The following is a 25,910-nucleotide window of genomic DNA, read 5'->3' as shown; positions in this document are numbered from 1 at the left end:
CCACAAGCGGATGGCTGATACATCGAATGCTTTCACCAAATAAATTCGGCACTGACATTCATCGACACACTGTTGAGTTCTCAAAGAACACGCACACACTCTCACCCCACGAACACACAGTCCGTCGGCCTCAAGGGCAACTGTTCCAGCCTATCCCAGCTTGGTCTCGGACACAAGGCCCGACTCTTGGGGGATAAAACCTGCCGAGCCACACGTCCAACCTCGTTCACCCAGTCCGTGAAGACCGGGTCGGTGCCCGTCGCTCTGACTCGACAAAAGTTACGCCACCAACCACACCAACGCAAATCGCCTGCTCAGCGGCGGTCGTGCGCGGCCCGAGCCCTGTGTGGGCAGTCGTGGGACCGCATCTCTGCGACTCAGCTCAGCAATGCGTCCCGTGCGAACCTGCGAGACCAGCTCGGCGAGTCCGCCACCCCTTGCCGGAAGTAGAACCGCGGACCATGGGCCCCGATGAGATCGAGGAAGCTCACCGTGGCCTGCGCTGCGAACTGAGCGTCGAAAACACCGGAATCCTCGCTGGCCCAACCCAATTCGGCGACTGTCTCTATCAGCATCTCGTTGCGGTGCGTCGCGGATGCCGAGGCGGCGAGGGAGATCAGGAACAGAGTCGCCGCGTCGGTCTCGTACGTCTCCTTACCCAGCGGAAGTCGCGAGGCCGCATGTCGCCACATGCCTACCGGGTCGTCGGCCAACGCTGCTCCGAGCTTGGTGCGCAGCAACCTGCCCTTCGATGTGCGGGTCAACCCGAGGTGCCGCGCCGCCTCGCGCAGATCGGTCACCTGATGATGGTCGATCTCGCGATTGCTCGGCCCCACCCACCCGAGACCCCAATCGAGCTCCTCGCGAATTGCCGCTACGAATGCCGGCTTGAGGTAGCCGGCACCGGTCAGGTCGGCTCCCTCGTCGCCGATTCTGTGCAGAAACCACGTCAACTTGGCCATCGCAATCTCGGCGACGGGTAGGTCGACGGAGCTCTCGATGGTGAGTTCGCATCGTGGAAGCAACGCCATGAGTGACGGCACCTCCGCAGGACGCACCCGATCGAACAGCTTTCCGATGGCCGGTGCCGCTGCCACTGCTTCGGCGAGCACCGAACGCCCCACGTCCAACGAGTGCAGCACTGTGTTGACGACATCGGCGTCGAACAGAGCGGGGTCGAAGGCCGCACCCCACCTCGTGAGAAGGGCTGCGTGTTCGGGATCGGACGGGTCGGCTGCGATCTCCAGCGCCTGCGCGTACCGCGAAGGTCCGCCGGATTCCTCGGGTGGGCATGCGCGCGCCCCGTCGAGGCAGACCGATCGGAGGTCGTCTATATCGGAATCGATCTGCTCCAAGAAGATCGTGTGCGTCCATCCGTCACCGAAGTCGTACTCGTACGTCATGGTGGATCCCGGTGCCGTGAGTACGTCGTCGATCCGCACTCGCTCCTCACTCGACGCCTCGTCGTCCGGTCCGTCGTCGAGCGTCTCTTCCATCTCGAATCGACGCGTGGCACCGGCAGTCCTCACGCTGAACGCATGCAGATGCCGGTCCTCCCAACCGAGAGTCTTCTGCAGCACTGCATGCAGTTCGGACAGCAGCAGGTCCGAGCGCACCCGCACCCGACGCCAAATCTGCGGACGGGTGTGATCCACGGTCACCCGAAGCACCAGGTTCGCCAGGCCCCGCCGCGTGGCTTCGGTCGCGCTGGCGTCGGCCGGCTCGTCGGTGTCGGACAAACTCGGCACCACCGACAGGTGCCGGACGCGACCGGTTCTCATCGACATGGAATGGACCCTAGTCGGAGCAGTGCGTCGGACACAGGGGCTCGCGGCTTCTACGTGCCAGTGGTCAAACCGTCGTTGATCGCGGTGACGTCGAAGGCCAACGCATCGAGCTGCGATGCCAACGTGGTCACCGTCAACTGCACCAGGTACTGGGTATCGACGCCCACCACCACATACCGCGTCGTCACGGCGGCCTCGAGTTGCTGCGCGACGTACGTCCCCCGAATGAATCGAGACGGCCAGCCGAGCCACGATGCCGTGCTCGCCTCGCGCTCCACCCATCCTGGCATCGCACGTCCGTCGCCGAAACCCAGTGCCATCAACGCTTCCGGGTCGATCGTGCGCGACAACGCACCGACCAGAAGCACCGCGTTCGGCGCGAATCCGTTCTCCACGAGGTTCGGTTCCACGATCACCTGAGTCGCCCCGGGAAACTGCGCGGGATCGAGCGTCTGCCATCCCGCAGGAATCGGCACGGTGATGCCGAGCTCGGCCGCCGCGGGCCCGTCGAGCGGCGACACCCGCAACGCGTGTGCGTTCAGGTACTCGGCGATCGTGGTGGGCTCGGACGATTCCGTCGACAGGGCGTCGTTCACAGCAGGGCCTTTCGTGGTGGACGATTCACTGACACGCCAGAGGCTACCCGCGCCGGTCCGCTCGTCATCGGATCCTGGAGGCAGTGACCGGCGGGTACCTGAGTGCTGTGCGACTCCAACCATGCGCCGACCGCGTCGAGCATGGCAGTTGCGTCGATGAACGAACCCGAATTCGCTTGCGCCACAATCGCTACCCCGGGTGCAACACTGTTCGTCATCTCGACCACCGGTGCAGTGTCCGGAATGCACGACAGGCCCGCCGCGAACGTCGCCTGATCCTGCATCGACCACTCGGTCTGTCCGAATGCACTGAATTCAGCGCAGAACCGACTCGACTGCTGCACCTGCGGCCGTGGAATCTCCGAGCGACCCCACAGGGTCGTGACGAACGGGCCGGACGTTACGGTCTCGCTCTGCGCGCGGTGAGTTCCTCCAGATAGCGCGCGACCGCATCGTCGTCGTTGGATTCGAGGACGCGATCGACAACGGATCGCACGGGCTCGGCAGCATTCGACGGGCACAACGCCGTACCCGCCCAACTCAGCATCGGCAGATCGTTGCGCGCATCCCCCACTGCCGCAACCGAACCAGGAGAAATCCCCCACCGCTCGCACAACTCCTGCAGCGCACTGGCCTTCGAGACTCCCGCTGCGGACATCTCGATGTACGGGGCGCCTGAATGCGTCAACTCCACTCCGTCGACCCCGACAGCAGCGACGAGCTCGTACAACTCTTCACTCGGCGTATCACTGTGCCGGGCAACGATTTTGACCGTTGGCTCGACGTCGACCGACAGGCCGTGCTCCGAGAGTTCCATCTCGTGCGGCTGCCGGTGATGGTCCGCGAATACGCACAGCTCGGCGTACCGAGGCTCGGCCACGAATCGCGTGGCACCGACCGTCGCAAAGGCCACGCCGGGGACGAGCGAGCGCACGATCGACTTGGCCGAGGCCACCGTCTCGGCCGGTACCGACGTGGTGCCGACGATGGCCGGGTATCCGTCGGCCAGGTCGAGGACAACAGCCCCGTTGGCACCGATGGCCGTCCCGCGAAATCCGCAGGACGCAGCGAGTTCGTCGATCGAGTGGCGCGCGCGAGCAGTGGCCCACACCACCCTGATTCCGGCTGCGTCTGCCGCAGCCATCGCAGCGGCCGTTCGAGCAGACACAGTTCGGTCCGAACGCAACAGGGTGCCGTCGAGATCGGTTGCGACAACGACGACCTCTTCGGTTCTCTTCACCCCACCGATACTGCCAGGTGCCGATCTCTCAGCCGGAGACCAACGTCAGAACGGAAATCTCACTGGGCGCGAACACCCGGAAAGGCGGACCCCAGAATCCCGATCCGCGGCTGGTGTAGAGCTGAGTTCGCGCGCCGTGTCTGCTCAGCCCGTGCACCACCGGTTGGTCGAGCCGAACCAAGGCCGAGAACGGCCAGATCTGACCGCCGTGCGTATGGCCGGAGACCTGCAGGTCGACGCCGGCGTCCACGGCGTCACCGATCTGTTTCGGTTGGTGTGCCAGCAACAGCACAGGCATCGACGGATCGGTTCCGGCAAGTGCGCGAGCGAGATCCGCACCGTGACCGGGCGCACCCGAGCCTGCGGCGGTGGCGTCGTCGACGCCGGCGATGATCAGCGCGTCCTCACCACGATGCAGCACCACGTGCCGATTGTGCAGGGAATTCCAGCCGAGGTCCTGCATGTGATCGAGCCACTCCTGCGCCTCGCCGAAGTACTCGTGATTGCCGGTGACGTACACGCGCGCCGCACTCGCGAGCATTGCCTCCAACGGTGCGGCCTGCGCTCGACGCCGATCGACCGAGCCGTCGGCGATATCGCCGACGTGGGCCAACACGTCCGGTTCGAGTGCATTGACGGCATCGGTCAATCGGTGCGACCACGTCGTTCGATCGAGCGGGCCGAAATGCGTGTCGGTCACGAGAACCACTCGTAGACCGTCGAATCGAGCCCCGAGCCGGTCGATCCTGACCGTCGTGTGTCGCACGCGGGGAGTTCGCATCGCCTCGTAATGACCCCACACTGCGAGGACGACTACGACGACGACGGTTGTCACCGACACGATCCGCGACCGCAGAGGGTCGTCGACCCCAGCCATCCACAGACCGAGCCGCAGCAGCAGCGAAAGTGCCGACCACACGAACGCGATCCAGGCCATGCCCAACAACACGTCTCCGACGCGCGCCCACGCGTCCTTGGAGACCCCCTCTGCACTCGGCCGGTGACCCAGGTACATCGCTGCAGGCAGTGCCACCAATACGCCGATCGCAACCGCAGAGCCGATCGACTGTGCAATCGCCGGCCACTGCGCGCCCGCGAACACGACGGTCCAGGCCGGCAGGCCGACAAGCACCGCGCAGACCACAACAACGATGGTCGGCACGACAACTCGCCGAGATCGCGATCGCGTCGACCCGTCCGGTGAGACCGACTGTTCCGGGCGCTGTGTCTGTCGATCTGTCATCGGCGTCGAACCCTCTTCACTCGTACGTGCGCGAAATCCGAGGCCAAGACTACGTCGCCTTCGCTGCCTCGGCCCGGGCGCTGAGCCCGCCGGTCAGGAGCCGGAGTTACGGCCGACGGCGGGTGGTGTATCCGCGAAGTCCGTTGAGCGGCAACTCGTGTTCGGCGATGCCCTCGTCCTCGGGTGCCTCCAGGCCGCCGCTCGGCTCGACATCGGCCGTCGTCGCTTCCGTGGAATCACCCTGTGTGTCGGCCGGATCGGATCCATCGAGCTCGGCAGCCTCGACGCTGTCCGCGGCCTCGTCCGATGCGACCGTCTCGTCGGCGTCCCCGACCCGGTCCGTGGCCGCTGTCGTGCTGTTCGCGGTTCCGCCGAACTCGGTGGACGAGTCGGCTGCCGACTCGCTGCTCGCCGCGGAGTCGCGCACCCGCGCCGACGCATCGCTCTCTGCGTCCTGTGCAGGTGTGGAGCCGTTGGTCATCGCTGGGCGGCTCGATGCCGACGACGCGATCGGCCGAGCAGTGCCACGGGAACCGCCCGACTCCCCGGTCCCGGATCCGTGGGTGGCACCGTTGGTGGCGGCTGCACCGTTCGACGTTCCCGAGCCGTTGGTCGGTCGAGAACCGTTCGTGGTGCCCGACCCGTTCTCGACTCCGGTTCCGTTGGTCATTCCGGAACCGTTGGTCGTCGACGGTGCCGATCCTGCGCGGTCACCTCCGCGAGCGTCCGATTCGGGCGGCTCCCCGGTGGGGATTTCGATGCGCGGCATCGTCCACAGAGACAACACCGACTCGTGGCGTGTGGACGAGTCTGCATGCGTGGACGTTTCGAAGACGCCGGAATCGTCGAACTGCGAGGACTCGAGCGGGACCGGGGTCCAGGCCTCGTCCGAGCTCTCGAGACCTTCCACGACAACGCTGTTGGGCTTGATTCCCAAACGGGCCAATGTGGCCCAGAGGCTTTCCAGCGCCGCGTCGCGGTCCAGGTAGTACTCGGATTCGCGCACCCGCCAGAAGGTCCAGCCGCACCGCTTGAGCTCCTGCTCACGCTGCAGGTCCGCCAACCGCTGAGCCGGCGTCGACAGGAACGTGTCGCCGTCGCACTCGACGGCGAGACGCGAGGAGTCGCCGGTCACGACCAGGGCGAGACGTCTGTTGTTCACCTCGACGCCGGGATTGACGTGAAAACCTCGCTCGACGAGGTCGTTCCACAACTGCTGCTCGAGCAACGTCTCGAATGGCGCCTTCCGGATCTCGCGCGAGACGTCGACCGGCATGGGATCGGCAGGAGCGGGCGAGACGGAGGTGACGTAGCTCAGCAACGAGTTGCGCAGGTCCGCTCGCTTGAGCCGATCGACAGTCACCGAGTGGAAGAGCCACAGCTGATCCTGTGCCCGCGACGCCGCCACGTTGAACCGCCTCTTGTACTGATTGGCGGTGAGGGTGGCGAAGTTCTGATCGGGTGCCACCACCATCGACAGAAAGACGACGTTGCGTTCGTCGCCCTGGAAGTCCGGCGGCGTACCGACGCGAAGCCGACGCTGTTCCCACTGTTCGATGCCGATCCGCTTGATCAACTCGTTGCGGATCTCGTCGACCTGCGATTGGCCCTGCAGCACAACCACTCCGAAGGTCCGATTGTCGTACGCGGAGTCCTCGAGGCAATGTGCGATCTGTTCGGCGATCGCGATGGCCTCGGTACGGTTGACCAGTGAGGCGTTCTTTCCGGTCACCGTCGCTCCGCGAACGTACGTGTGCCGCAACGGCGGTAGGCGATCCGCACCGAACTGCCGCACGGGAACGAGCGGAGAGTCTCCGTAGAACTGCTGACTCGACCAGTTGATGATCTCGGGCATCGAGCGGAAGTGCTCACGCAACCGCACCACCTGACCGAACCTGGTGCGCAGCATGGAGAACAGGCTCGACCTCGGGGTCAGCGTCGCACGCACATGCTCGGGTAGATCGGGCAGATAGACGTCCAACCGATCGAACACGTCCTCGAGCGTTCCGGTCTGCGGGACATCGGCCGGTGCGCACTGCCTGTCGTCACCCACGACGATGACGCGGGGTGCGAGGTACAGCAGGAAGAGACTGGTGATGTCGGCCTGACTCGCCTCGTCGACGATGACGACGTCGAAACTTCCCGGCACCGGCGGAATCGATGCCAGCACCTGAGAGAGAGGCATGACCCACGCGGGCACCGCACTCTGCGCCTCACGCATCGCCGATCGTGCTGCACTGCGGTAGGTTTCGGCGTACTTGCCGGCCCCCGAGCCGATGCTGGAGATGTGCTCGCGGTAGGTCTGCAGCGCACGCACCTCGACGGCAGTCATTCGTTCGAGACTGTTGCGCCAGGCACTGGCGGCGGCGAGACGTGTTGTGAGGTAGGCGATGTCGGTATCCGCAGCGGCCAGATCCGCTTCCAGTTGCTGCTCGAGACCGCCGTGGTGCTGCTCACCGACCCACTCGCGTGCTCGACGCCACGCCCAGGCCTTCGACATCTGCCAGCTCAGTTCGTCCCATTCGACATCACCAGCGGTGCTCTCGACCAGGTCGAACAATGCGGGTGCGACCTCGGACAACGACGCAGACATCGATTCCAGCAGAAGCTGATCCTCCTGTTCGGAACACGCCTGCGAGTACGCAGCAACGGCGGCAGCCAATTCCAACGGATCCGCAGTGCTCAACGCGCTCACCAGATTCGAGCCCTCGGGCGACGGCCCGGCATCGATGCGAGTGGCGACCGCGAACTGCAGGGCGTCGAGCTCGGCTCGTGCGGCATCGATGTCGATGCGCGCGGCAATGGCGTCGGCGGCCCCGGCGACCTCCTGAGCGTCGGCGAGGCTCCGAATCCACGGTGCTGCAGGCGAAATGGTGTACAGCCGGTGCACCAGGGCGTCACGGGCCGCGACGACTGCGGACACCAGCCCCAGCCGGTCGGCGATCCGCGCCACGTTGTTGACGCGAATCGAACGCGTGCCGTCGAGTGGAACGACGATCGCGAGGTCGGCCAGGAGCACCGCTGCGGTCTGCACGGTCTCGAGCGCACGAATGTGTTCGGCCACCAGACGCGCGGCCATCGCCGTCGTCGCGGGTTGCCCGTCGACGGTAGCGACGATATCGAGAGCTTCGACGGCCTTCTGCTCCTCGCTGCGACGGAATCGGGGCTTCCACTCGATACCCGATTCCAACGCACCGGCGAACGCATCCATGGCCGTGAGTGCCGCCGGCGAACTCGACGAGCACTGCACATCGTGCCCACCGACGTAGCGATCGGACGCAGCTGCCGTCTCGACCATCGCGTCGATTCCACTGACCCGAGACCACAGGTGGGCGGCCTCTCCGGACAGCACGGAATCGGTCAGGCGTGGGTAGGAGCCGTCGAGTTCGACGACCGCTCGCACGCGAGCAGCGAGCTCCTCGCACAGTTGCTCGATCTCCGAGGACACAGCGGGTTCCACGCCGTCGAGCAACGCCACGAGGTCCGCCGCCTGGGGCGAGAGATCATCGATCTGTGCACTTGCGCGCCGACAGAGCGAGGTGAGTTCGGCCGAATTCGGCAGTATCGTCTCCGGACGCGGCAGCACCTGACGCGAGCGGAGTTCACGAGTGCCGTCGGAGCCGGCGATGAGCTTGCGAAGCTGATCGACCTGGACACCGTCGAGGGGCGGTCGATCGGCGAGCAGTGGGCCGGGCAGCCACTCGTGGGCGCCTTCGGCCGCTTTGACCTTACGTACGATGGACGAGACCGTGCCGTCGTATCCATCGGAAACATATTCGTGCACAACGGTTTCCGACTCGCGAAGCGCGCTGACACGATCGAGCAGCTCGGCCCGTCGGGCAAGAGCCGAGGCGCGCTGCGTCGTCAGCGCCTCGATCTTCTGCACCTCGCTGGCCTCGTCGAACGAGGTCTTGCGCTCGGCGATCTTCGCCACGCTGCGGTTCAGCTCGTCCGAACCACCGCGAGAGAGGTCGGTGATGGACACACAGAGCTCCTGCAGCTCCGGCGGGAGCTTGTCCCGCAGCACGCGCAAAGCTTGTGACTTTTCACTAGTGACCAGAACCCGTTGACCGCGCGCCAACAGCCCGGACATGAGGTTGGCGATCGTATGGGTCTTGCCCGTTCCTGGTGGTCCCTCGACCACGACGCCGCTGTCACGCCCGAGCCGTTCGATGATCTGCGACTGCTCGGCGTTGGCCGGCAGCGGAAACAGCGGATCCTCCGCCAGTGCCGCCGACTCCCCCGCCCCAGTGCGTTCGAGCCAGGCCATCCGATCTGCCGGTTCGATGGCGTCGACGAGTTGCGCGAGCCCCAGCGGTACCGGAGAGTCGGCGAACTCGAGATCGGCGATCATCTGCTCGTAGTACTCGACCAGTGCGAACGAGTCTCGAACGCGGAGAACGAGGGCTGGTGAGACGGTCAGGGTGCGGTCGTCGTCGATGTAGGCGAGAGCCCCGGGCGGCCCGAGACGATCGAGCACCTCGATCTCCTGCCGCGGCACCTTCGCCGCCCAGTTCCTCAGGAACTGTTCGACGCCGGCTCCGATGGGTGAGGTGACGGTGTCGTGCAATTCTCGAGCCAGAGCCACCGAGCCGGAGGTGTCGAAATCGTCCGAGCCGGTCAGCAGCTGGCCGTCCTCGAGGCGCGGGGTTGTGCTCGCGGCGAGGCGAACCAACAGGTCACCGGTGCGCACGTCCCGTTCGATGCTGGCCGACTGCGTGATCAGGTGAGTGCGAACGCTGCGCTGCGGATCGGTGTTGCTCGACGTCAGCAGACCCGAGGCCACCACCAGTTCGATCGACTCGGGCCGCGAGGCGAGCTCCTGCATCATCAGCTGCAGAGCCTGGTACAGAGCAGCCTGCGGGCGCCGATCCCGATCCTCCTGCGCCCATTCCTTCCACGATTCCGAGTACTCCTCGAAGGCCTGCTTGATCTCGTAGGCCTTGCGGATGTCGAAGTCGGCATCGGACTCCTGCGCCTCCGCTCGACGGCGGGACGTCACCGAGGATGCGTCGGCCAGCTCGAGTTCGCGATAGCGACTGTCTGCAACGATCTGGGGATCGAGCCAACCCGACAGCAGCGCAGGCGGCTCGGGCGGCTCGTCGACCGCGATGCGCGGCGCGCGCAGGACCACGCCACCTTGCTTGGCCCGTGGGTCGAGCTGCATGGGTACGTCCCCGGCGTGCACCCACTCGACCTGAACGTGGTCGTCGAAACGCAGCACCGGGTTCGAACGCGCCTCGACGATCTCGCGAAGAAAACGCAGCAGGCGCTGAACCCTGCTCTTGAGCTCGTCGTCGTGTTCACGACCGGTAGCCGCTGCAGCCGTCACAGTTTCCCCACAAATACTCGAATGGTCGTCCGATCCAGGGACGGTGTTTGCACACCCGGGCCACACTAGCCGCTGAAAACCAGTTGTTCATCGCGTCCTGAGCACACAAAATACGTTCTAGTGCTGGGTCACAAAGACCCACTTCGGTCGCTGGATCCCCCACAGCGGACCCACCGGCCGACCCTCGGGTTCTCACCCGTCGACCACGACAGGAGCCCCATGCGCAAACTGGTCTACTACGTCGCCGTCTCCCTCGACGGCTTCATCGCTGCACCGGACGGCAACTACGACTGTTTCGTTCCCGAGGGCGATCACCTCGACGCCATCGTGGCCGAGCTGCCCGAGACATTGCCGGTCCACGTGCGTGCAGCGTTCGGCCTGGACGGTCCGCCCGCGCGATTCGACACCCTCGTCATGGGCCGCGAGACGTTGCAACCTGCGCTCGACGTCGGCATCGCCAGCCCCTATCCCCACCTACGCCAGTACGTCTTCTCTCGCACTCTCGCCCCGTCGAACGACCCGACTCTCACCGTCGTGAACCAAGATCCGATCGGACTCGTCAGGAGCCTCGTAGCCGAGGAGTCCGAGCTCGACGTCTGGATCTGCGGAGGCGGAAACCTGGCGGGTCAACTGCTGCCCGAGATCGACGAGCTGTTCCTCAAGGTCAATCCCGTCGTTCTCGGCAGGGGCATCGGCCTGTTCTCGTCCGGGATCGGTCCCGATCCGTTCCCCGCGCAGCAGTTCGAGCACCTCGAATCACGCCAGTTCGACAGCGGGGTGAGTTTCACCCGGTTCATCCGCCGGGATGCGCGCGAACGATGACGTATAAAGACTGAATGCCTGCCGCGCCGGAGCCAGACCGTGAGCTGCCGAATCGGGAGCTGCCGACCACCCCGCGCGGACTGCGAACCCGATCCTCGCTCGTGGCGGCCGCCCGTCGAGTGTTCGAGGACAGCGGCTACCTCGACTCACGTCTGATCGACATCACCCGCGCCGCTCGATGCTCCGCAGGAACCTTCTACACCTACTTCACCAGCAAGGAAGAGATCCTGGCCGCCGTGCTCGAGCAGGCACGGGACGACATGCTGCATCCCGGGACCGAGCGAGTGAACCCGCACGACGACCCGGTTGCCGTGATCGCCGCGAGCAACCGTGCGTACTTCGAGGCCTACCGACGCAACGCGAAGCTGATGGCACTGCTCGAGCAGGTCTCCAACATCGATCCCGAGTTCCGACGCCTCCGCCGTGAACGCGCCGATGCCTTCGTCAGGCGCAACGCCCGCAGCATCGAGAGCCTGCAGAGCCGCGGTCTGGCCGATGCGGAACTCGATCCCCTGCTCGCTTCGCGCGCACTGTCCTCGATGATCAGCCGGCTCGCGTTCAATCACTTCGTCGTCGACGCCGCGGACGGCCACTCGCCCGCGGACTCCGAGGATCTGCTTGCGACCGCGACGAGACTGTGGGTCAACGCGCTGCGACTGCCGCGGGCGAGCGAGGGTGACAGGTGAGGGAGACCGCACTCGGCGACGAGCGAGGCAACTCGAGCCGATCGGCTCGAGTTGTACCCGTCGGTAATGTACCCGCCGGTAGCAACGTAAGTCACCGAATGGCGAATTACGCCTCGCGCCAACGCTACTCGCGAGTACGTTAGCGAGGTGAACAGGCCCCGACAGCCCGTTCTCAGCCAAAGTGCTTGTAACAGAATATGATTCACTTGTTGGTGATCAATCACACTCACGCCGAACGCCGTTGGCGATGCACAGGGCCTCGTTACCGTTAGAATGAGCCGATCGGAGTGCCGCATGATGAACAGGAAATCGACATGCCCGGCACCAATCCACGTTCCATCGAGTGCACCGACGCGGTGCGCCCACACCGAGCGAAGAGAGATACGTTGTTCAAGCGGATTGCAGTAGTCAACCGAGGCGAGGCAGCAGTACGCCTGATCCGAGCCGTCCGAGAGCTCAACGCCGAACACGATTACGGCATCCGCACCGTAGCGCTGCACACCGAAGCGGAGAAGCGGGCCATGTTCGTCCGCCAGGCCGACGAGGCGGTCACGCTGCGCAAGCCCGCCACCGGCTCGGCCTACCTCGACTACGGCGTCCTCGAGGCCGCCCTGGTCGAGTCCGGTGCCGACGCAGTGTGGGTCGGCTGGGGCTTCGTCGCCGAGGACCCCACGTTCGCCGATCTCGTCGCCCGCCTGAACATCACCTTCATCGGCCCCTCCGCCGACGCGATGCGCCTGCTCGGCGACAAGGTCGAGGCCAAGATCCTCGCCGAGAAGGTCGGCGTCCCCGTCGCACCGTGGTCCGGCGGCCCCGTCGAGACCCGCGCCGACGCCAGGCGTCATGCAGCGGCGATCGGCTACCCGCTGATCATCAAGGCCCGCTCCGGCGGCGGCGGCCGCGGTATCCGCAAGGTCTTCCACGAGGACGAACTCGAACTTTCCCTCGAACGCACCCAGGGTGAGGCCGAGCGCTCGTTCGGTGACCCCGTCGTGTTCCTCGAACGGCTCGTCACCGATGCCCGCCACGTCGAGGTTCAGGTGATCGCCGACAGCCACGGCAATGTCTGGGCCCCGGGCGTGCGCGACTGCTCCATCCAGCGCCGCAACCAGAAGGTCATCGAGGAGTCCAGCTCACCGCTGCTGACCAAGGAGCAGGCCGACCAGCTGCGCACCGCGTCCGCCGAACTCGTCAAGGCCGCCGGCTACCAGGGCGCAGGCACCGTCGAGTACCTGTACCAGCCCGAGCAGAAGATCTTCACCTTCCTCGAGGTCAACACCCGCCTTCAGGTCGAGCACCCCATCACCGAATACACCACCGGCATCGACCTGGTGAAGCTGCAGATCCTCGTGGCCGACGGCCAGGCACTGCCCGGCGAGTGCCCCACCGAGTTCGGTCACGCAGTCGAGGCTCGCCTCAACGCCGAGGACGCGGACAACGGCTTCGCACCGGCTCCCGGCACCGTCGAGCTGCTCAAGTTCCCCCTCGGCACCGGCATCCGCGTCGACACCGGTATCGCGCAGGGTGACGTCATTCCGCCCGACTACGACTCGATGGTCGCCAAGGTCATCGCCTGGGGTCGCGACCGCAGCGAAGCGTTGGCTCGCTTGCGCAACGCGCTGCGGGAGACCACCGTCGTCATCGACGGCGGCACCACCACCAAGTCGTTCCTGCTGAGCCTGCTCGACCGCGAGGAAGTCATCTCCGCCTCCGCCGACACCGGCTGGCTCGACCGCACCGAGGCCGGCTCTCAGGTGGGCCCGACCGCCGTCGCCGACATCGCGATCATCGCCGCGGCCATCGACGCCTACGACGCCGAGGAAGGCCGCGAGCGCACCGCGTTCCTCAGCTCCGCACGCGGCGGCCGGCCACGCGCCACCCATGCCATCGGCCGCACCGTCGAACTGAACTACCAGGGTCAGGCCTACAAGCTCGAGGTCGGCCAGACCGGCACGCACCGCTACAGCATCGACGGTGACGGCATCGGCGATCTGCAGGTCGACGTCGAGCGACTCGGCACGTACGAGAGCCGTCTGGTCATCGGCGACCGTCGCTACCAGGTGGTCACCGTCGCCGGAGCCGCGCACTTCCTCGTCGAGGTCGACGGCATCAGCCATCAGATCTCGCAGGACGAGGCCGGGTTGGTCCGCGCACCGGCACCCGCCGTCGTCGTGGCCGTCCCGGTCGCCGTCGGCGACGAGGTCGAAGCGGGACAGACCCTCGTCGTCCTCGAATCGATGAAGATGGAAACCGCCGTCCGGTCTCCCTACGCGGGCACCGTGCGTGAGGTACTGGCCTCGGTCAACGGACAGGTCGACGCAGGAGCGGCACTGCTGCGCGTCGATCAGGCCGGTGAGCAGAAGGTCTCCGAGCAGGCACCGCGCGTGCAGTTCCGCGGTATCGACGACGCCGCACAGCGTTCACCGCAGCGCCGGGCACTGGACCGACTCGACGAACTCGCCGCCCTCATCACCGGCTTCGACGTCAGCGGAGCCCGCGCGCGAAACCTGTTGTCCACCTACGAAACTCTGCGTGCCGACGTTCCTCGCAACGATTCGGGAGTGGTCTCCGCCGAGCTGGATCTGCTCAACACGTTCGCAGACATCTGCGAACTCTCCCGCAACCGTCCCACGATGGACGAGGAGAGCAACGACGAGCGCGTCCACTCCCCTCGCGAGCACTTCCACTCGTTCCTGCACTCGCTCGACGCAGACGTGCAGGGGCTGCCGGATTCGTTCCGCGCCAAGCTCACTCGCGCACTCGCGCACTACGATGCCGCCATCGACGAAGGCCGAACCCCCGAACTCGAAGAAGCCGTCTACCGCGTCTTCCTCGCTCTGCAGCGCATGGAGAACCAGGTTCCGGTCATCGCGGCCCTGCTCGGCCACTGGCTCAGCGACTGCTCGGCGCAACCCGAAGCCACCCCGGCCATGGCCGAGGTCCTCGAGCGCCTCATCGGTGCCACCCAGGCCCGCTACCCCGTCATCGGCGACGTCGCTCGCAACCTGCGCTTCCGGCTGTTCGACGAGCCGCAGATCCGCAGTGCACGCGAGAAGATCTACGACGGCGTCCGTGGCAGCCTGCAGTACCTCGCCGAGAACCCCGACGCGGCCGATTACTCGGCCCGCATCGCGGCGCTCGTCGCCACCCCGGAACCGCTGATCGAGCTGCTGGCACAACGGATCACCGATCCCGGCGCCCTGCTCGAAGTGATCACCCGCCAGTACTACGAGATCCGAACCCTCGAAGACGTCAAGGCCTTCGACCGCGACGGCAAGCACTTCGTCACCGGCAACTTCGAGCTCTCGGGCGAACGACTGCACCTCGTCTCCACGGCTACCGACTTCGATTCTCTCGCAGCTACTCTCGACGCTGTCGAGGACATCGCCGGTCCGTCACCGGAGCACCTGGCCGTGGACCTCTACCTGTCCTGGCCGGACGCGTCGACGGACGGCGACGCCCTCTCGGAACAACTCCAGGCTGCACTGGCCGCGCACCCGAGCACCGGCCGCTGGCGTCGAGTCACCGTGACCGCCTTCGGTTCCGCCACCCGAAAGATGACCTACCGCCGCACCACGGTCGAGGGATCCGAACCCCTCGCCGAGGACACGATCATCCGGGACATGCACCCACTGACCGGTCAGCGACTCGACCTGTGGCGACTGAAGAACTTCGACGGAGTTCGTCTGCCCGCCAGCGCAGGGACGTACCTGTTCCACCTGACGTCCAAGGCCAACCCCTCCGACGAGCGACTCGTCGCACTCGCCGAGATCCGTGGCGTCACAACACAGTTGGACGACGCCGGAAACATCGTCGCGGTACCCGAGATCGAGCGCACCGTCGCTGCCTGCCTCGACGGCATCCGCCGCGCTCAGGCCGGACGCGGCAAGAAGCGACTCGACGCCAACCGCGTCGTGCTCTACGTCTGGCCGGTACTGAACGTGCCCGCCGACCGCATCGCCACCATCGCCCGGCACATCGCGCCGCTGACGATCGGTGCAGGACTCGAGGAGATCACCCTCATCGCGCGCCTGGCCGAGAAGCCCGGCGCAACCCCGCGCGAAGTGGCACTGCGCCTGTCGTACCGATCCGGTGCAGGCATCGTCGCCAAGGTGACGCCGCCGCCGACCGAGCCGATGCGTCCGCTCGACGAGTACACCCAGAAGGTGCAGCGGTCCCAGGCACGCGGCACCGTGTACCCGTACGAGTTGATTCCGTTGCTGAGCAGCAACGGCGGCACGTTCACCGAGTACGACTTCGACGCCGACGGTGTGCTTGCACCGGTCGACCGTCCCTACGGCCGCAACTCCGCAGGCGTCATCGTCGGCGTGGCCACCACACCGACGGCCAAGTACCCCGAGGGCATCACTCGCGTCGCGCTGTTCGGCGACCCGACCAAGGCACTCGGCACCGTCGCCGAGGCCGAGTGCTCGCGAATCGTCGCGGCCATCGACCTCGCCGAGCAACTCGGCGCACCCGTCGAATGGTTCGCATTGTCCTCCGGTGCAACCATTTCCATGGAATCGGGCACCGAGAACATGGACTGGGTCTCGCGCGGCTTGCGTCGCATCATCACCTTCACCCAGGCAGGCGGTGAGATCAACATCGTCGTCGCGGGCATCAACGTCGGCGCGCAGCCGTACTGGAACGCCGAAGCCACCATGCTCACCCACACCAAGGGCATCCTGGTGATGACCCCCGACAGTGCGATGGTGCTCACCGGAAAGCAGTCCCTGGACTACTCCGGTGGCGTCTCGGCCGAGGACAACTTCGGCATCGGCGGCTACGACCGCGTCATGGGCCCCAACGGCCAGGCGCAGTACTGGGCACCGAACCTGCGGGCCGCGTGCGACATCCTGTTCGCGCACTACGACCACGCGTATGCCGCACCGGGAGAACGCTTCCCACGCCGCGCTGCCACCGCGGACCCGACCGAGCGCGACGTGCGTACCTACCCGCACGTGCACCCGTCGAGCGACTTCACCACCGTCGGCGACATCTTCTCCTCGGTCACCAACCCGGACCGCAAGAAGCCGTTCGACATTCGCACCGTGATGCGTGCCGTGGTGGACCAGGACCACTCGGTACTCGAGCGTTGGGCCGACATGGCCGACGCCGACACCTCCGTGGTGTTCGACGCCCACCTCGCCGGAATCCCGGTGTCCGTCATCGGTATCGAATCGCGAGCCATCCCTCGTAAGGGCTGGTTCCCGTCCGACGGCCCCGATCAGTGGACCTCGGGCACCCTGTTCCCGAACTCGTCGAAGAAGACGGCCCGCGCCATCAACGCCGCCAGCGGAAGCCGGCCGATCGTGGTGCTGGCCAACCTCTCCGGCTTCGACGGATCACCGGAATCGCTGCGCAACATCCAGCTCGAATACGGTGCCGAGATCGGCCGCGCCATCGTCAACTTCGACGGACCGGTCGTGTTCTGTGTCGTCTCGCGCTACCACGGAGGCGCTTTCGTGGTGTTCTCCGGAGCGCTCAACGACAACATGGAGGTCCTCGCAGTGGAGGGCTCCTTCGCCTCCGTGCTCGGTGGAGCCCCGGCCGCAGCAGTGGTGTTCACCCGCGACGTCAACGCCCGCACCGCAGCGGACCCGACCGTCAAGGAACTCGAGACGGCGCTGAACACCGCCGAGGACGACGCCACCCGCTCGGCCCTGCGTGTCGAGCTGGCCGCCGTGCGAGCGAACGCACGCAACGCCAAACTGGGTGAAGTGGCAGCCGAATTCGAGGCCATCCACAACATCCAGCGAGCACAGAACGTCGGATCGGTGCACCACATCGTCCCCGCCGCCGAACTGCGCCCGCAACTGGTCGCCGCAATCGAACGCGGAATGGCGCGGTCTTTGGCGAAGTAGGGCTCTGGCTCCACGCACACGCGCGCGCGTTTGCTGGATGCTCGCGGAATGGCTACCTGTTCCGCGAGCATCTGGCGAATGCGCGCGCGTTTGTCGTTTCGGGGGGTCGATTCAGGGCGCGCGTTACCAGTAGGTCACGTCCGTTGCGACGACACCGGTGCATTGACCGGTGAAGATGGTCACCGCGCAGGCATCCCAGAGCCGCGACAGCATCTCGAAACCACCCAACGCACCGCTCGAGCTTCCGGTGCTCGCGCTGCCGGTATCGGCCACCGCGACTGCCGGCGACGCGATAGCGATGACTGCGGCTCCCAACACAACAGCAATACGACGCTTCACGCTGTTCTCCTCTTCTCTTCCATCGGACATGGTTCGCTCGACACGCTAACCTCGCGTCCCAATTGTCACAATCGTCCGAACGAACGATGGCCGGCCGTCAGAGCTCGAGGGTTCGGGCACTGACGAAGCGCCTGGGCTCGCCGGTGAGCGGATCCGTGAAGTTCAGAGCCCGGGCGAGGAGTTGCAACGGCCGGGTGAAGTCATCGGCCGGGACGGAAGAGAACACCGGATAGTACGGGTCGTTCGCGATCGGAATTCCCAACGACGACAGATGGATTCGCAGCTGATGCGTCTTGCCCGTCTTGGGGAAGAGTCGATATCGGGCGGATGTGCCCACCGTGTCGACCAGTTCGATCAGTTCGATCAGTTCGATCAGGGTCTCACTGTTCGGCTCCCCCGGCTCCTCGTATGCCGTCATGACCCCATGCTCTTTGAGGATTCGGCTTCGCACCACGCGCGGAAAATCCAGTGCTGCATCGAATCCCGCAACGGCCTCGTACTCTTTGGTGGCGTTGCGCGAGGAGAAGAGCTCCTGATACGGCCGTCGGGCATGCTTGGTCTTGGTGAAGAGCAACACCCCGGCTGTCGCGCGATCGAGTCGATGCGCGGGCGTCAGGTCGGGGCAGTCGAACTGCCTGCGTAGGCGCACGGTCGCTGTTTCGGTGACGTGCCGACCGCGTGGAATGGTGGCGAGGAAGTGCGGCTTGTCGACCACCAGCAGATCATCGTCCTCGTGCAGGATACCGATCTCGAACGGCACCGGAACCTCCTGCGCTGGAACACGATAGAAGTACACCTGACTGCCGGCGCGATACCTCGTGTCGACGGAGATCGGCCTGCTCTTCTCGTCGACCACTTCGGCGTCGCGAATGGCCCGTCGCCAGTCGTCGTCGGGCATCTCACGTTCGAGATACTCCACAATGGTCGTGGCCGAATCACCATGCGGCAACAGCAGTCTCAGCGGAGCGAGACCGTCCCGGAAGGGCAGCATTGTCTACGCGCAGTCGAGACAGATCAACCGCAGACCACGTCCGGCGTCGCCGTCGAAGTCCTGGTACCGGGACGTCGGATTGCCGCAGGCACTGCAGCGACCGATGACGGCGGTGTGGTCGGAGAAGTTCTGCGCCATCCGCTTGTCGAAGACGAACAACGACCCCTCCCAGAGCGCGTCGTCGCCGAACGTTTCTGCGTACCGAACGATTCCGCCGTCGAGCTGATACACCTCCTCGAAACCACGGGCCACCATCAGCGAAGACAGCACCTCGCAGCGGACTCCCCCGGTGCAATACGTGACCACCGGGGACTTCTTCAGATGGTCGTAGGCACCGGAATCGAGCTGGGAGACGAAATCCCTCGTCGTCTCGACGTCGGGCACCACCGCGTTCCTGAACTTTCCGATCTCGGCTTCGAAGGCGTTGCGGCCGTCGAAGAAGACGACGTCGTCCCCGCGGGAATCGACGAGCTCGTGCACCTGCTCCGGGCTCAGGTGAGTGCCGCCGCCGACAACCCCGTCGGCGTCGACCTTCAGTTCCCCGGGGGCACCGAAGGTGACGATCTCGTCCCGGACTCGCACGCTCAGGCGCGGAAAATCGTTTCCGAGCCCCTCGGACCACTTGATGTCGGCCGACTTGAACGCCGGGTAGCTACGGGTGCCGCGCACATAGCGTTTGACGTCGTCGACGTCGCCGCCCACGGTCGCGTTGATGCCGTGTTCGGAGATGAGGATGCGTCCGGTCAGATTGTTCGACGCGGCCAGCGTCTGCTGCCACAGCCTGATCGCTTCGGGATCGGGCAGCGGAGTGAAGACGTAGAACAGGACGATTTTCGGTACAGCCACGCCGACCAGTATGGCGCGTTACCCGGCAGGTGGTGCCGCCGCCCGGACGCGCTGGGTGCCGGAGTCGACGGTGAAGCCCGCTCCCCAGTAGACCGCGGTCTGCGGATCCTCCTTGGCGGTGAGGAACCAGTGGTCCATCCGAGCCGCCGTCTTGGTGACCTCGAAGACGCCGAAGCCGTGACTGTCGAGGTCCACGAACTTCACGTGGTGATTGAGCGCCTTGAACGCCTCCTCGGCTACCCGGCCCAGCGTGTGCGGCGGAGTACGCGTCAGGTCGTCGATGTTGGCCGAGCTCACCGAGGTGACGACCAGCTCGGTGGCAGCAGGCTCCGTCGTTGCGTAGTGCGCCGCGTCGAGCGGCACCTCGCAGGCCCAGGCCGAGTGGATATCGCCGGTGATGAAGACGGTGTTGTCGACGCCTGCGTCCACGATGGCACCGAGCAGCTTGCGGCGGTCGGCAGTGTACCCGTCCCACGGATCCGCGTTGTACGGCAGGCCGCCCTCGGGGATTCCCAGTAGGGAGGTGACCGCCCTGGCTGCGTCCCGATCGAGCGGCGGGATGAGAGTCGGGGTGATCATCACCGGATTGCCGACGATCTTCCACTGCGTCGGCGACGAGACGATGCCGTCGGTGAGCCACTGCATCTGCTCGGCACCGGTGATGGTTCGGTTCGGCGAATCGACCTCCGGCCCGTTGAACGGCAACACCTGCTGCGAGCGGTAGGTCCGCAGATCCAGCATCGAGAGTTCGAGCAAGTTGCCGAACCGGAGCCTGCGGTACAGATGACGGTTGGTCGCGGTGCCTGCGGCGCGGACCGGCATCCACTCGTAGTACGCCTGCTCGGAATTGGCCTTGCGCGTGTACCAATCGCCCTCAGTGGCCGGAGTGTGGTTCTCCGCGCCGCCGTCGTAGGCGTCGTTGGCGGACTCGTGGTCGTCCCACGTGCAGATCCACGGCACGTCGACGTGGGCGGCCTGCAGATCCGGGTCGGACTTGTACTGACCGTGGCGCTGACGGTAATCGGCGAGCGTGACGATCTCGTGCGTGGGCGAATGCTGGCGGATCACCCCGTCGCGGCCCGGGAACCCGCCCGTCTCGTATTCGTAGATGTAGTCACCGAGGTGGACGATGGCGTCCAAGTCCGTCCTGGCGGCCAGATGCCGGTAGGCCCCGAAGTAGCCCGACTCCCAGTTGGAGCACGAGACGACCCCGAATCGCATCGCGTCGATATCGGCATCGTTGGCCGGGGCGGTGTGCGTGGTGCCGACGGCCGATGCCGCGTCGCTCGTCCGGAAGTCGTAGAAGTACGTGGTGTCTGCTGCGAGGCCGTCGACGTCGACCTTGACGGTGTGATCGGTGTCGGGACCGGTTGCGACGGTTCCGGAGGCAACCACGTCGCCCATCTCCGCACTACGGGACATGCGCCACGTCACCGATACCTGCGGGCCGACGCCGGAGCCCGGGGTGGCGTCGGGAGTGGGGGTGATGCGGGTCCACAGGACGATCGCGTCGGGCAACGGATCTCCCGACGCCACCCCGTGCAGAAAGCCTCGATCGCTGCCCTGCGCGTGGGCAGTCGCCGGCAGGGTCGTGGCCACTCCGGCCACTGCGACCGCCACCGACGACGAGCGAAGAAACGTCCTTCTGGAAAGCGCAGACTCAGCGTGCATCGGGTCAGTCCATGCGATGGACGGTCGATGGTCAAGTAAGGCGCGCCTGGGTCGGCCACAGTGTTCACCGACCGGCCATGAGCCGGATACTGGTTTGCCTTCGTCGCTGCGGGAGAACACTCCGAGAATGGACGCTCTGTGGTTGTTCGGTGATCAGCTCGGCCCGCACTTTCACTCGGTGGACGAGCATGCCGAGCGAGACGTGCTGATGATCGAGTCCCGGCGCGTGTTCCGGCGTCGGAGATACCACCGGCAGAAGCTGCATCTCGTGTTGTCGGGCATGCGTCACCTGGCCGAGGAGCTGGGTGATCGCGTCACCTACCTGCAGACCGAGACATATCGGGAAGGGTTGGCCGAGTACGGAAAGCCCGTGGTGGTGTTCGAGCCCACCTCACACGCGGCGGAGAAGTTCGTCGCCGCGTTGCACGAGGAGGGCCTGGTTTCGGAGATTCTGCCGACGCCGATGTTCGCACTTCCCCGCGCCGATTTCGCGGAGTGGGCAGCCGAGCGCGGCACCTTTCGGATGGAGACGTTCTACCGCGAACAGCGTAAGAAGTTCGGGGTGCTGATGGAGGGATCCGAACCGGTCTCGGGCAAATGGAACCTCGACGCCGAGAACCAGTCGCCGCCACCGAAGGGGCGTCTGACCCTGGGCGTCGAGGAACCCTGGTGGCCGACCGAAGACGCGATCGACGACCAGGTGCGCGCCGACCTCGATGACTGGGGCCTCGACACCGTCGGGGTCGACGGACCTCGCGTGTTCGCGGTGACTGCTTCTGAGGCGTCGGAAGCATTGGCGCACTTCGTGAACTATCGCCTGGACGACTTCGGCAAGTACGAGGACGCAGTGATGGCCGACGACTGGACGATGTCGCACTCGTTGCTGTCGGTGCCGCTGAACCTCGGTCTGCTGCAACCGTTGGACGTGGCGCACGCTGCCGAGGACGCACACCGAGACGGCACCCCGCTGGCGAGCGTCGAAGGGTTCGTGCGGCAGATCCTAGGCTGGCGCGAATACGTGTGGCACCTGTACTGGCATCTGGGGCCGGAGTACCTCGAGCGCAACAAGCTCGAAGCGCGTGAGCCACTGCCGAATTGGCTGACGGAGTTGGACGGCGACGCCGTGGTGGCGAAGTGCCTGTCGTCGACGGTGGACGGCGTGCGCGACCGCGGCTGGGTGCACCACATTCCCCGACTGATGATCCTGGGAAACTTTGCGCTGCAACATGCGTGGGATCCGCGAGCGTTGACCGATTGGTTCGCAACGGCTTTCGTCGACGGGTTCGCCTGGGTGATGCCGGTGAACGTGATCGGCATGAGTCAACACGCGGACGGCGGAGTGATCGCCACCAAGCCCTACGCCTCGGGCGGGGCGTACCTGAACCGCATGACCGACTACTGCAAGCCGTGCGAGTTCAACCCGAAGAAGCGACTGGGCGACGACGCGTGCCCGTTCACCGCCGGCTACTGGGCCTTCGTCCACCGGCACCGCGAGATGTTGGCGCTCAATCACCGGACGGCGCGTCAGGTGTCGTCGATGAACCGATTGAGCGACCTCGAGCAGGTGTTGGAACAGGAACGGCAACGCGAGGTGTACTGACGCATCAGGAAATGCACCGATGTTCGGGTGCATTCGTCACAGCAAAGTGGCCGAGACGCGCGATCTTCGGGTGCCGCCGGTCCTATACCACGACGTACTGACAGGTTCCGATTCGCGAATCATTATGCACAGCAATAGTTTTCGATTGCACTATGGTTGTCAGTCGAATGCTTGTTCGATACACCTGCTCGCATGACCACGGAGATCTGGCAACTGAGCGAGAGTGAACTCCTCGCCGATGCCGCCGCGGTCTCCCACCAAATCCAGCTGCTCGAAGCCCGGCGGATTGCTCTCGTCGCCGAGATCGATACCCGCGTCTCGCGGGAGAAGCTCGGCTTCCCCGGGCCCGCCGGATGGCTGACCTCCACCACCCCTCTCTCACCGTCCAAGGCCACCAAGATCGTCGCCCTCGCCCGCGGGTTGGAGAACTTCTCCGACATCGCCGACGCCGTGAACACCGGCGTGATGTCCGTCGATCACGCCGCGTTGATCCTCACCTTCGCCGAAACCCCACCGGAGAACCTGCCGGAAGAGGGTCGCGATATGGCCCGCGCCGCCTTGATCAAGGCTGCGACCGGGCCCGACGCTCGTACCGGCCGGATCCGTGCAGCGATCACCAGACTCGAAGACAGCTTCGGCACCAAGAAACCACCCGCCGAGAACACCGACCGCAACGAACTCTTCGCCTCCACAACCCTGAACGGGCGGCTGGTACTCAAAGGAGACTTCGATGCGATCACCGGAGAAAAGCTGCTCACCGCACTCTCACCGTTGACCGAACCCCACCCCGCAGTCGACGGCAGCCAGACATCCAAAACCGGAGACGATCGCAGCCCCGCCAAACGCAGAGCCGACGCCTTCGGCCACATCCTCGCCTCGAGCGATCGCCCCATCGAAGGCGGAGAACGACCGCACGTCAACCTGCACATCCGGTTGCAAGACCTCACCGACCTCCAGAACCGCGGCGACGCCGACGACATCACCGACGACGAAACCTCACGCGCAGCAACAGAATCCGACACCGACACCGTCGATCCGGTCGATATCAACACCGGAAACCCCGTCACCCCTGACACCGCAACCGAGCTGGGCCACGAAAACGGCAGCGAAGGCTGTGCAGCGGATCGTGGCGCGTATCGCGACTTGTTCGGCGACGGCACATCGGTCGGGTGGCTCCCCTGGATGGGACCGCTGTCCCGCAACACTTCCCGTCAGTTGGCGTGTGATTGTGTCCTCACCGCGATCGTGATGGACGAGAACGGCAACCCGTTGAATCTCGCCCGCACCGCCCGCACCGTCACCGCCAAACAACGCAGAGCCCTCATCGCCCGTGATCACGGTTGCGCGTTCCCCGGCTGCGGTAAACCCGCCGCCTGGACCGAAGGACACCACATCTGGCACTGGGGCGACGGCGGCCCCACCGACATGAACAATCTGGTTCTGCTGTGCGGATTCCACCACCGCCTCATGCACCACTCCGATTGGGAAGTGTTCATCGGCACCGACAATCAGCCCTGGTTCGTACCACCGGCCACCGTCGACCCGTATCGACAACCCCGACCATCGCACGCCCGAGCCGGCCCCCACATCGCCTGACACGCACATCACACAAGCCCACAGACGACACCAGCCCCGCACCGAAACAACGGTGCGGGGCTGGAAGCGATTGTCTTACAAATCGATAGGATCGAATCAGGGATAAGTCATCGCGGAAGTGGCACATCACCTCGAACACGAGTCGCGTGGCTTCTCCGCTCCGCTCGATCAAGCTATGACGTGCGGGCGTCGAGCTTCGCGACAGCCTCGTCGATCATCGGCACATATCGCTCGAGTGCCCAGGGCACAGTCAGCGGATTGATGATGGACGAGCCGGTGACGAACGACTGATCCGTCGGTGCCACGACCGAACCGCGGGACACGGCCGGGATCTGCTTGTAGGCAGGCTGATTCTCGGTGTCGGTGCGGTTCTGCGGATCCGAGTAGAAGGTGAAGATCAGATCCGAGTCGTTCAACAGATTCGCGTTCTCCAACCCGATGACCGACGAGTCGGTGCCCTCCGTCTCGTCGAGCGTGTTCACCACCGGATCGACCTGCAACCCGAGTGCTCGCACCATCGCAACGCGTTGCTCGTCGGCAAGAAACACTCCGAGTGTCCCCGGCCCTGTGTTGTAGATGTACGAGAAACTCACCCCCGCGTATTCGGGATGCTCGGTGGTGGCGTCGGCGAAGCGGCCATTGATCTTCTCGATCTCTTCCGCCGCCTTCTGCTCCTCCCCCATGGCCTTGCCGATGACGGTGATCTGGTCTTCCCAGGTGATCGTCCACGGCTGCTCCTCGTACGCGACCACCGGTGCGAATGCGCTCAGCTTGTCGAACTGATCCTGCGTAACGCCGGACCACGGGGCCAGAATCAGATCGGGTTCGAGGGCAGCCACGGCTTCGATGTTCAGTTCGGTTCCACCGGTGAACTGTTGGGGAAGTTCGGCACCCAGCTCGGTCACCGCGTCGTGAACCCACGGCAGATACCCGGTGTCGTCGGCACCCCACGAATACTCCTCGACGCCGACGGGAACGGTGCCCAGCGCGATCGCCGTTTCGGCCGAGCCCTGGCCGAGCGTGACGATGCGCTTCGGCTTCTCGGTGATGACAGCCTGGCCCAAGGCCGAGTCGATGGTGACGGTGGCGAAGTCTCCGGAGTCGCCCTGTTCCGACTCGGCAGTATCGGTGCTCGAACACGCACCGGCCACCAGGGCCGACACCGCGAGCGCGGACAGGAGGGACGCGCGGCGAGTGAAACGTCGACCGGCCGTTGAAGCAGAGAACATGGAAACCTCTCGACAGACTAGCGGGTTGAAAGTAAGTCAAGGCTAACCTATAAGAGCCGTTCGAATGC

At 65.4% G+C, this 25,910-nt stretch carries 14 protein-coding genes and 1 pseudogene; 5 read left to right on the top strand and 10 right to left on the bottom strand.

The genetic code is table 11. From position 1 onward, the window contains the following. Nucleotides 1–377: 377 nt before the first annotated feature. The 5 genes and pseudogenes from CH295_RS16945 to CH295_RS16920 form a co-directional block, all read right to left on the bottom strand. A complete protein-coding gene (locus tag CH295_RS16945; protein ID WP_037191516.1) occupies nucleotides 378–1,787 on the bottom strand; it encodes a plasmid pRiA4b ORF-3 family protein in 1,410 nt (469 codons plus the stop codon). Nucleotides 1,788–1,837: 50 nt separating this feature from the next. After that, nucleotides 1,838–2,383, bottom strand: coding sequence for an LpqN/LpqT family lipoprotein (locus CH295_RS16940; protein WP_094633562.1), 546 nt, complete (start codon nucleotides 2,381–2,383; stop codon nucleotides 1,838–1,840). Nucleotides 2,384–2,783: 400 nt separating this feature from the next. Continuing rightward, nucleotides 2,784–3,623, bottom strand: a complete 840-nt coding sequence (locus CH295_RS16930) for an HAD family hydrolase (RefSeq protein ID WP_037191519.1) — start codon at nucleotides 3,621–3,623, stop codon at nucleotides 2,784–2,786. Between the two features lie 28 nt (nucleotides 3,624–3,651). Continuing rightward, nucleotides 3,652–4,866, bottom strand: coding sequence for a metallophosphoesterase (locus CH295_RS16925; RefSeq protein WP_094633559.1), 1,215 nt, complete (start codon nucleotides 4,864–4,866; stop codon nucleotides 3,652–3,654). Nucleotides 4,867–5,779: 913 nt separating this feature from the next. Next, a pseudogene (locus CH295_RS16920) lies at nucleotides 5,780–10,198 on the bottom strand (PDDEXK-like endonuclease domain-containing protein); the annotation flags it as partial. 219 nt (nucleotides 10,199–10,417) lie between these two features. On the opposite strand from CH295_RS16920, the gene CH295_RS16915 reads away from it, so the two are divergent. The 3 genes from CH295_RS16915 (at nucleotide 10,418) to CH295_RS16905 (ending at nucleotide 17,570) form a co-directional block, all read left to right on the top strand. Beyond that, nucleotides 10,418–11,020, top strand: a complete 603-nt coding sequence (locus CH295_RS16915; protein WP_094741350.1) for a dihydrofolate reductase family protein — start codon at nucleotides 10,418–10,420, stop codon at nucleotides 11,018–11,020. A 14-nt stretch (nucleotides 11,021–11,034) separates the two neighbouring features. Continuing rightward, nucleotides 11,035–11,706 (top strand): TetR/AcrR family transcriptional regulator, encoded by a 672-nt coding sequence (locus tag CH295_RS16910; RefSeq protein WP_037191525.1) that lies wholly within the window; start codon nucleotides 11,035–11,037, stop codon nucleotides 11,704–11,706. A gap of 386 nt (nucleotides 11,707–12,092) precedes the next feature. Beyond that, complete coding sequence (locus tag CH295_RS16905) at nucleotides 12,093–17,570, top strand: ATP-binding protein (protein WP_094741374.1); 5,478 nt, start codon at nucleotides 12,093–12,095, stop codon at nucleotides 17,568–17,570. 123 nt (nucleotides 17,571–17,693) lie between these two features. Here CH295_RS16905 and CH295_RS16900 read toward each other — a convergent pair whose 3' ends face one another. The 4 genes from CH295_RS16900 to CH295_RS16885 form a co-directional block, all read right to left on the bottom strand. Beyond that, complete coding sequence (locus CH295_RS16900; RefSeq protein ID WP_141217043.1) at nucleotides 17,694–17,909, bottom strand: hypothetical protein; 216 nt, start codon at nucleotides 17,907–17,909, stop codon at nucleotides 17,694–17,696. A gap of 97 nt (nucleotides 17,910–18,006) precedes the next feature. Further along, on the bottom strand, nucleotides 18,007–18,900 hold the full coding sequence (locus CH295_RS16895) for a pseudouridine synthase (RefSeq protein ID WP_094741348.1): 894 nt from the start codon (nucleotides 18,898–18,900) through the stop codon (nucleotides 18,007–18,009). Nucleotides 18,901–18,903: 3 nt separating this feature from the next. Continuing rightward, complete coding sequence (gene trhO, locus CH295_RS16890) at nucleotides 18,904–19,746, bottom strand: oxygen-dependent tRNA uridine(34) hydroxylase TrhO (protein ID WP_094741347.1); 843 nt, start codon at nucleotides 19,744–19,746, stop codon at nucleotides 18,904–18,906. A gap of 18 nt (nucleotides 19,747–19,764) precedes the next feature. Beyond that, entirely contained in the window at nucleotides 19,765–21,417 is a 1,653-nt protein-coding gene (locus CH295_RS16885) for an alkaline phosphatase D family protein (protein ID WP_094741346.1), read from the bottom strand. A gap of 127 nt (nucleotides 21,418–21,544) precedes the next feature. Here CH295_RS16885 and CH295_RS16880 point away from each other — a divergent pair, with 127 nt between their 5' ends. Both CH295_RS16880 and CH295_RS16875 read left to right on the top strand, forming a co-directional pair. Next, nucleotides 21,545–23,017 (top strand): cryptochrome/photolyase family protein, encoded by a 1,473-nt coding sequence (locus CH295_RS16880; RefSeq protein WP_094741345.1) that lies wholly within the window; start codon nucleotides 21,545–21,547, stop codon nucleotides 23,015–23,017. 192 nt (nucleotides 23,018–23,209) lie between these two features. Further along, entirely contained in the window at nucleotides 23,210–24,613 is a 1,404-nt protein-coding gene (locus tag CH295_RS16875; RefSeq protein ID WP_094741344.1) for an HNH endonuclease signature motif containing protein, read from the top strand. 173 nt (nucleotides 24,614–24,786) lie between these two features. Here CH295_RS16875 and CH295_RS16870 read toward each other — a convergent pair whose 3' ends face one another. Further along, nucleotides 24,787–25,842: an iron-siderophore ABC transporter substrate-binding protein gene (locus CH295_RS16870; protein WP_094741343.1), complete on the bottom strand. Its 1,056-nt coding sequence runs from the start codon at nucleotides 25,840–25,842 to the stop codon at nucleotides 24,787–24,789. Nucleotides 25,843–25,910: the final 68 nt, after the last annotated feature.

This window comes from Rhodococcus sp. 14-2483-1-2, assembly GCF_002259405.1.
Classification (GTDB): domain Bacteria; phylum Actinomycetota; class Actinomycetes; order Mycobacteriales; family Mycobacteriaceae; genus Rhodococcoides.
This window is presented reverse-complemented; position numbering and strand designations above follow the sequence as displayed.